The organism is Stenotrophomonas lacuserhaii (genome assembly GCF_014836545.1).
GTDB classification, from domain to species: domain Bacteria; phylum Pseudomonadota; class Gammaproteobacteria; order Xanthomonadales; family Xanthomonadaceae; genus Stenotrophomonas; species Stenotrophomonas lacuserhaii.
The window spans coordinates 33,155-41,605 of sequence record NZ_JACSQS010000008.1 but is presented as its reverse complement, the minus strand read 5'-3'; the positions used below and the strand labels follow the sequence as shown (position 1 = coordinate 41,605).

The window sequence follows — 8,451 nt, the reverse complement described above, 5'->3', positions numbered from 1 at the left end:
CCAACGGTCGTCACCCACCAGGTCGTCACCCACCCCTGCCGGCGGTCAGAAGGTGTAACGCACGCGGCCGTAGAAATACGCGCCATTGCTGCCGATCGGCGACAACACGTCGTAAGGCAGGTTGCCGTAGTAGTAGATGTCCTCGTTGGACAGGTCCGGGTAGTTGTCGGTCAGGTTCTGTCCGCCGATCGCCACGCTCCACTGCGGGGTGATGCGGTACTCGGCTTCCGCATCCAGCTGCCACTCCGCCTGGTAGGTCTGGGTCGGTTCGAACCCACCGCCGAAGTTGAACACGCGCGTGGCACTGCCATGGCGGCTGACCCGGCTGGTCAGCGACCAGCGGTCGTTGCCCCACGAAGCAGAGAACTGCGCGCGGGTACGCGGGGTGGCATCGGTCAGCGTGTTGCTTTCTTCCACGCCGAACAACACATACGCCGGGTCCAGCGCCTGCAACGCGGCCGGGGTCGGCAGCACGTTCTTCAGCTCGGTCTTGGCGTAGGCCCAGGTGCCGGTCAGCTGCAGCTGGCCATCGCCCAGCGCATGCCGCCAGTTGGCCACCAGTTCGGCGCCACGGGTGCGGGTGTCGGCGGCATTGACGAAGAAGCTGGCGCTTTCCAGGCCGGTGACGCCGTACTGCTGCTGCACGAAGTCGGTCAATGCATCGCCGGTGATCGCTTCGGACAGTGCGATGCGGTCATCGATGTCGATCTGGAACAGGTCCAGCGAGACGTCGAAGTTGTCACCGATGCGGCTGGTGAAGCCCAGGCTGGTGTTGAGTGACTTCTCCGGCTTCAGGTCGGTGGCGCCGAGCCCGCGGGCGATCGGATTGTTCACCGACAGCAGGCGGCCCTGCACCAGCTGGCCGGCCGCGTTGTAGCCGGTGGACGTCGACTCGTAACCGATCTGCGCCAGCGACGGGGCGCGGTAGTTGTTGGACACCGAACCACGCAGCGCGAAGGCCGGGCTGAACGCATAGCGCAGGCCCAGCTTGCCGGTCAGTTCGCCACCAAAGTCATCGTGGTGTTCGTAGCGCGCGGCGATATCACTGGAGAAGTGGTCGCCGATCTGGCTGGACACGCTGGCATAGACGCTGGCCACGTCGCGCGCCAGGTCTGCCGCATCCTGCGGGGTCAGGCCACCGCCGGCCTGCGAGCCGGTGGGACGATCGGTGAACGGACCGGCAGCGTAGCTGCCCGGATCGCCGGGGCGGGTTTCATAGCGTTCATGGCGGGCTTCCGCGCCCAGGCCCAGGGTATGGGTGATGCTCCCGCCCTGCTCGAACACCCGGCCCAGGTCCAGGTTCGCCACCGACTGCGCGTACTGGTAATCGGCGGTCTTGAAGCGCGTCGGGCTGGTCGGGCCGAGTGAAGCGTTCAAGGTGTTGCGCATGCGGTAGGTGAAGTCGTTCTGGCCGAAGTCCAGGCTGGCATCGTAGGTCCACTCGCCCCACTGGCCACGCGCACCGGCCACGGCTTGCACGTCGCGGTTTTCGCCTTCGGAAACCGGTCGGTAACCGTTCGGATAGATCTCTTTCCAGTTCGCATCGCCATCCGGATAGCGGAAGTAGTTCGCGCCTTCGCTGTCACGCTGGTTGTAGGTGCCGAAGGCGTAGAACGTGCTGGTTTCGCCGAACGGGATTTCGGTGTTCAACCAGGCGTTGAGGTCCTTGCTGGCGCCATCGCCGAGCACGTAGTTGCGCTGTCCCTGCAGGGCCAGGTTGGCATCGGTCTGGTCCCACGGTGGGATCTGGTCGAAGCCGGCGCGGTTGGTGGCTTCGCGGTTCTTGTATTCCACGCCGACGCGCAGGAAGCCGCCGTCATCGCTCAGCGCGGTACCGACGTTGGCGCTGAAGTTGCCGGTCTGGCCGTCGGTGAGGGTGCGGCCGATGGGCTTGAGGTCGGTGTGGTGTGCACCGAAGCTGGCTTCAATGGCGCCACCTTCCGGTGTGTTGTCCAGGATGACGTTGATCACGCCGGCCACCGCGTCCGAACCGTACAACGCACCAGCACCGTCGCGCAGCACTTCGATGCGCTTGATCGCGCTGACCGGGATCGCATTGAAGTCCACAGGCGTGGTGCCGCGGCCGATCTTGCTGCCGGTGCTGACCAAGGCGCTGTGGTGGCGGCGCTTGCCGTTCACCAGCACCAGCACCTGGTCCGGCGACAGACCGCGCAACTGTGCGGCGCGCACGTGGTCGGCGCCGCCGGAGTTGGACTGGCGCGGGAAATTGAACGATGGCAGCAGCGACTGCAGCGCGCTGCCCAGCTCACCGTTGATGACGCCGGCCTTGCGGATGTCTTCGGCAGTCAGCACGTCCACCGGCGATGTCGATTCGAGCACGGTGCGGTCGGAGGCGCGGGTACCGGTGACGATCACCGTGTCCAGGTTGGTGGCGTCCTGTGCCGATGCGGCGAACGGGGAAAGCGCGAGCGCGATGGCGAGGCCAAGCGGCGACGCGGAAAGGCGGTGGGACATGCGGACTCCGGGAGCGACAACGTGGGGAAGGGGAGGGGAGGGGATGGTTTCAATTACATCCATCCGGATATAGCGATATATTATCTTGGCGTGATGGGTTGTGGGACGCAAGTCCGTTTTTTTAGTCATCAGCAGATGACCGCGCGGCATGATGGTGGTTGCAGATGCAACTGGCCGGGACGTGTACGCTGCTGCGCTGTTTTGCCTGTCGTGCACGGCGCGATGGGCACACCTGCCTTTGGAGAGTGATCGATATGAAGCGTTTGTCCCTTGTTCTTGCCGTGTTGCTGGCCACCAGCGGTTGCGCCAGCCTGTCCGCCAGCGGGCCGGGCACGTCAGCGACGACGGCCACGATGCAGGGCGATGCGGCACGGCCGGCGCAGGCTGCGGGCTGGGTGCGCAGTGAGCTGTACTTCGGTGTGGGCGAAGAGGGCGGAGCCGGTGAGCGCGAACAGGCCAACACCATCAGCGACGCGCAGTGGCGTGCCTTCCTGGACAAGGAAGTGACCCCGCGCTTCCCGGACGGGCTGACGGTGTTCGATGCCTACGGCCAGTGGCTGTTCCGCGGTGATCCCGAACCCAACCGCCTGCGCACCAAGGTGCTGGTCGTGCTGCACGAAGACAGCCCGCAGCGCCGGGCCGACATCGAAGCCATCCGCCTGGCCTGGAAGACCGCCACCAGGCACCAGTCGGTGCTGTGGTCGCGCCAGCCGGTGGAAGTGTCGTTCTGAACCGGAAGCGCGCAACCCTGCTGATGATGGCGCTGTGCAGCGCCGGCATGGCGATGCAGGCCCTGGGGGCGGAAAGTGACGGCGTAGCGTTCGACGCTGCACCCGGCGTGCCGGTGCGGGCGCGCATGCTGGACGGCGGTCGCGTGGAAGTACGCATCGGCAAGGACGCCGCACTGCAGCTGCTGGATGGGGTGGCCGACGAAGAAGGCCGCTCGCGGCTGGACCATGAGGACGTTGACTTCGACGGCGTGCAGGACCTGGTCGTGCGCGCCAGCGTCGGCCAGGTAAACGAAGCGGTGGCGGTGTATCGCTACGATGCCCGGACGGCGCGGCTGCAGCCGCTGGCGGCGCCCACCGGCACCCCGGCCAACTGCGATGGGTTGTGGTCGCTGAGCGTGGATGCGACCACCCGCACCCTGGTCAGCACCTGCCGCGGTGGGCCGATGTGGTACACCGATTTCTACCGGTACCAGGGCGAAAAGCTCTATCTCTACCGCGCCGAGCAGCTGCTGATGCTCGACCCGCAGGCGTTGGCCGCGGTGCTGGCGGTGGATGAGGGCGGAGATGACGCCGGCCCGCTGGCGGTGTGGACCACCTTCGATGCGGCAGGCAGCGCGTTGGAGCGTGCCATCGGCGATGGCTTGTCACCGCCGGTCAGCGGCGTGCCATTGCGTGGCAGGAACGCGCGCGTGGTGCCGGCGCGCCTTGCGCTGTTCAGCGCCGTTGGCGATGCCAGCACGCGTCGCTACCTGGTGGCAGGGGACCGGGTGGAGCTGCTGGACGAGCGCGATGGCTGGCTGCAGGTGCGCTACCGCAATCCCACGCGTGGGGCGGTCACGGGCTGGATACAGCTCGCTTTGCCGGAACAGGGGTGATCCCCACGGCGGTGTCACCTGTCGCGGTCTAGGCTCAGGCTTCCCCCGTTCCAGGAAGTCCAGGCCATGAGCAAGCGCGTTGCCGATATCGTCGTCGAGACTCTGCAGCAGGCCGGCGTGCGGCGCTGCTACGGCATTGTCGGTGACACCCTCAACCATGTGACCACGGCCATCCACGGCAGTGATATCGACTGGGTGCACGTGCGCCATGAGGAAGTGGCCGCGTTCGCCGCCGGCGCTGATTCGCTGATCAGCGGGCAGCTGACGGCCTGCGCCGGCTCCTGCGGACCAGGCAGCCTGCATTTCATCAACGGCGTGTTCGAGAACAACCGCAACAAGGCACCGATGGTGTTGATCGCCAGCCAGGTGGTCACCAGTGAGCTGGGCATGGAGTTTCCGCAGGAAGTGGACTTCAAGGCGGTCTATTCCACGTGCAGCGTGTTCTGCGAACAGGTGTACAGCGCCGAACAGGCGCGCCGCGTGGTGACGCTGGCCTGCCAGGCGGCGATCAGCCGACGTGGCGTGGCGGTGGTGATCCTGCCGTCGGACATCAGCGAACAGGCGGTCAAGCACGATCCTCCGTTCGCCGTGCATTACACCCATCCGGTGCTGCGACCGGGCGATGACGAACTGCTGCGCATCGCCGAACTGCTGGGCCAGGGCAAGCGGATCGGCATCTACGCCGGCGCGGGCTGCCAGGGCGCCCACGCGCCGCTGCTGGAACTGGCGCGCAGGTTGCAGGCGCCGATCGCGCATACCTCGCGGGCGAAGGATTTCGTCGAGCCGGACAACCCCTTCAACATGGGCATGACCGGCATTTTCGGCATCGAATCCGGCTTCCATGCGGTCATGGAGTGCGACACCCTGCTGCTGCTTGGCGCCGACTTTGCCTGGGGCCAGTACTACCCGGACAAGGCCACCATCATCCAGGTCGACCACGATGGCAGCCACCTGGGCAGGCGCCACCCGGTGACCCTCGGCGTGGTCGGTGACATCGGCCCGACGCTGGAGGCGCTGCTGCCGATGCTGCCGCCGCGCGAGGACGCCGGCTTCCTGGACGAGTGCATCGGGCACCGCGAAAAGGCCCTGGCCAGGCGCGCCGAAGAAGAGGCGCCCGGAGAGGGCGAGCTGATCCACCCGCAGTACCTCACCGCCCTGCTGGACCAGCAGGCCGACGACGATGCACTGTTCACCGCCGACTGCGGTTCGCCGATGGTGTGGGTGCTGCGGCATATCCGCGTCAATGGCCGCCGCCGTACATTGACCAGCCTGCTGCACGGCACGATGGCCAATGCGATGCCGCAGGCGCTGGGCCTGCAGAAAGCCTTCCCCGGCCGCCAGGTAGTGGCGCTGTGCGGTGATGGCGGGCTGAGCATGCTGATGGGCGACCTGCTGACCGCGGTGCAGGAGAACCTGCCGATCAAGATCGTGGTGTTCAACAACGGTTCGCTGAACTTCGTGGAGCTGGAACAGAAGGTCGAAGGGCTGCTGGACTACTACACCGAGCTGAAGAATCCCGACTTCGGCAAACTGGCCGAAGTGATCGGTTTCCATGGCCGCACGGTGACCCGCAGCCAGGACCTGGCGTTGGCCGTGCAGGACCTGCTGGCCCAGCCGGGGCCGGCCCTGCTGGACGTGCATACCGCCCCGACCGAGCTGGTGATGCCACCGCAGGTGGAGGCGGGGCAGGTGATCGGGACCGCGCGCTACATGGCCAAGGCGGTGCTGGCCGGGCGCATCGGCGAGGTCAAGGAGCTGCTGGCGGACAACTTCCTGAAGCGCTGAATATCGAATGCAGAAGGGGTCGCAGAAGGGGTCAGCAGGAAAAGGAATCTGACCCCTGCCACGCCTCATTGGCATCCACGTGCTGCGGGGCCTACCATCGACGGTCCCCACACCCCTTCCTGCCCCCACATGTCCGTTCCTGCTCCTGCCGCTCCGCGGCGCTGGTTCGTCGCCGGCGATCTCAATGGTTTCTTTGGCCTGGTGGTCGACAACCTTTCCATCCTCGGCTTCATCGCCATGGCGCTGGTGGGAATGTTCCAGTTCCCGGCCGAGGTGGTGTTCACCCGCATGTTCCCCGGCACCGCCTTCGGCGTGCTGGTCGGCAACCTGCTGTACACGGTGATGGCGCGCCGGCTGGCCGCGCGTACCGGCCGCGACGACGTCACCGCGATGCCGCTTGGCCTGGATGCGCCGACCAGCATCGGCATGGCGCTGCTGGTGCTCGGCCCGGCGTTCGTGGCCTTCAAGGCACAGGGACTGGATCCGGACGCGGCGGCGATCGCCACCTGGCAGCTCGGCATGGCCGCGCTGGTGATCATGGGCCTGCTCAAGCTGGTGCTGTCCTTCTTCGGCGAAGCGGTGACCCGCGCGCTGCCGCGGGCGGCGCTGCTGGGTTCCATCGCGGGCATCGCGCTGGTGCTGATGGGCCTGCTGCCGCTGCTGGAAACACTGCGCTCGCCGCTGGTCGGCTTCGTCACCCTGGGGCTGCTGCTGTACGTGCTGATCGCCAAGGGCAAGCTGCCGGTGCGCGGTCCGGCGGTACTGCTGGCCTTCGTGTTCGGCACCGTGCTGTATTACGGGTTGGGCCTGGCCGGGCTGGGTGCGCCGGGCTTCCAGGTACCGGTGTGGAACGCCCCGCAGATCGTGCTGCCGCTGCCTTCGCTGGGCTTCCTTGCCGGCATGCCCACAGCGATGACCTATCTGCCGCTGCTGCTTCCGTTCGGCCTGCTGATGGTGGTCGGCGGCATCAACGTTTCCGAAAGCGCACGCGCGGCCGGCGATGACTACCGCACCCGCGACATCCTGCTGGTGGAGGCCATCGCCACGCTGGTGGCCGGTGTCTGCGGCGGCGTGGCGCAGACCACGCCGTACATCGGCCAGCCGGCGTACAAGCACATGGGCGCACGCAGCGGTTACACGCTGCTGACCGGCTTGTTCATCGGCATCGGTGGCATGCTCGGCATCGTGTCTGGGCTGGTGCAGTGGCTGCCGCTTGCGGTGCTGGCGCCGATCATCGTGTACGTGGGCATCGACATCACCACCCAGGCTTTCCAGGCCACGCCGAAGCAGCATGCCGGCGCGATGGTGCTGGGCTTCCTGCCCTCGGCCGCCTACCTGCTGGCGATCAAGGCACCGGGCTGGATCGCGCCGGAGCAGATGGCCGCCATGCTGACCAGGGTCGACGGCCACGGCTTGCCGGAACTGGCAGTGATCTTCGCGCTGGGCAATGGCTTCATCATCACTTCGATGCTGTGGATCGCCACGGTGGCGGCCATGGTGGACGGACGCCTGCGCCGCGCCTGTGGCTTCCTGCTGGTGGCTGCCGGCCTGACCGTGTTCGGGCTGATCCACTCGGTGGACCCGCGCGGTGGGATCTACCTGCCCTGGGACCTGCAGGGCCTGGCGCGGATCATCAGCTGGCAGTTCGCTGGTGCCTATGTGGCGCTTGCGGTGCTGCTGGGGCTGCTGTCATTGCAGAAGCAGCCGGTGGCCGTGCGGGGGGAATGACGGCCAGCGGCCGTCACTACCGGCCCAGGTAGCGCCGAGCCATGCTCGGCGAGCGCAGCGGCGGGGTCATTCCGGGCCATCCAGCTCCGGGTAATGGCGGAAGATGCCGTTGGCGTTGAACGCCAGCCGGCGCTCGGATGCCAGATAGGCGGCGACGCCCGGGCGTTTTTCCACCCGTTCCTTCAACGCGGCCAGCAGCGGCAACCTGGGCCACAGCGCCCGCATCCGCTGCGGGAACATGTAGTCCAGCCCGGCCAGCAGTTGAAACAGGGAAAGATCGACGTAGGAGTGCTCGCGCAGCGGGTGGCGGCCACCGTTGTCCTTGACCATGTCTTCGAAGTAACCAAGGAACTTCGGCAGGCGTTCGCCGCGCATCGAGGCGGCCCGTGCGATGGCTTCGCTTTTCTGGTCTTCGTAATACTGCGAGGCGGCGATCGGATGGTGGGTGTCGTGCACTTCGGCCACCAGGTCGGCGATGGTCAGCTGCAGCTGGATGGCCTGCACCCGGCGTGAGGCCGCATGTGGCACCAGGTCCAGGGTCGGGCCGAGGAAATCCAGAATGGCAGCCACCTGGGCCACCACCTGGCGGCCGGCCTTCAGGAAGGGCGGGGCGAACGGGCGACCGCCCTCGGCGGTACCGGCCAGGAACGGATCCATGACGGCATCGCCGTGGACCCGCGCCATGTCGGTGTAGTCGGCACCGGCGTCTTCCAGGGCCAGGCGCACGAACTCGCCGCGTCCTTGGATGCCGGTCCAGTAATAGAGCTCGTAATGCATGTCGGTCCCGTAAGGTGAAAGCCAAGGCAGTATCCCGCGCGCAATGGCAGGGCCCGGTGAGCATGCCCTACACGCGATGT

6 protein-coding genes are annotated in these 8,451 nt (G+C 66.8%); 4 read left to right on the top strand and 2 right to left on the bottom strand.

Annotated features, from left to right (window positions below; all coding sequences use genetic code 11):
• Positions 1-45: 45 nt before the first annotated feature.
• On the bottom strand, positions 46-2,475 hold the full coding sequence (locus H9654_RS09340; RefSeq protein WP_191770616.1) for a TonB-dependent receptor plug domain-containing protein: 2,430 nt from the start codon (positions 2,473-2,475) through the stop codon (positions 46-48).
• Between the two features lie 254 nt (positions 2,476-2,729).
• Between H9654_RS09340 and H9654_RS09335 the strand changes: the two genes are divergently transcribed.
• From H9654_RS09335 to H9654_RS09320, 4 genes are all read left to right on the top strand, one after another.
• A complete protein-coding gene (locus H9654_RS09335; protein WP_191770615.1) occupies positions 2,730-3,206 on the top strand; it encodes a DUF3574 domain-containing protein in 477 nt (158 codons plus the stop codon).
• 23 nt (positions 3,207-3,229) lie between these two features.
• Positions 3,230-4,081: an XAC2610-related protein gene (locus H9654_RS09330; protein WP_191770614.1), complete on the top strand. Its 852-nt coding sequence runs from the start codon at positions 3,230-3,232 to the stop codon at positions 4,079-4,081.
• Between the two features lie 66 nt (positions 4,082-4,147).
• Positions 4,148-5,866: a thiamine pyrophosphate-dependent enzyme gene (locus tag H9654_RS09325; RefSeq protein ID WP_191770613.1), complete on the top strand. Its 1,719-nt coding sequence runs from the start codon at positions 4,148-4,150 to the stop codon at positions 5,864-5,866.
• A gap of 129 nt (positions 5,867-5,995) precedes the next feature.
• Positions 5,996-7,594 (top strand): SulP family inorganic anion transporter, encoded by a 1,599-nt coding sequence (locus H9654_RS09320; RefSeq protein WP_191770612.1) that lies wholly within the window; start codon positions 5,996-5,998, stop codon positions 7,592-7,594.
• Between the two features lie 66 nt (positions 7,595-7,660).
• Here H9654_RS09320 and H9654_RS09315 read toward each other — a convergent pair whose 3' ends face one another.
• A complete protein-coding gene (locus H9654_RS09315; RefSeq protein ID WP_191770611.1) occupies positions 7,661-8,371 on the bottom strand; it encodes a glutathione S-transferase in 711 nt (236 codons plus the stop codon).
• Positions 8,372-8,451: the final 80 nt, after the last annotated feature.

Coding starts and splice junctions, on each gene's coding strand:
- H9654_RS09340 (WP_191770616.1), bottom strand. CDS start 2,475: ATGTCCCACCGCCTTTCCGCGTCGCCGCTTGGCCTCGCCATCGCGCTC.
- H9654_RS09335 (WP_191770615.1), top strand. CDS start 2,730: ATGAAGCGTTTGTCCCTTGTTCTTGCCGTGTTGCTGGCCACCAGCGGT.
- H9654_RS09330 (WP_191770614.1), top strand. CDS start 3,230: ATGATGGCGCTGTGCAGCGCCGGCATGGCGATGCAGGCCCTGGGGGCG.
- H9654_RS09325 (WP_191770613.1), top strand. CDS start 4,148: ATGAGCAAGCGCGTTGCCGATATCGTCGTCGAGACTCTGCAGCAGGCC.
- H9654_RS09320 (WP_191770612.1), top strand. CDS start 5,996: ATGTCCGTTCCTGCTCCTGCCGCTCCGCGGCGCTGGTTCGTCGCCGGC.
- H9654_RS09315 (WP_191770611.1), bottom strand. CDS start 8,371: ATGCATTACGAGCTCTATTACTGGACCGGCATCCAAGGACGCGGCGAG.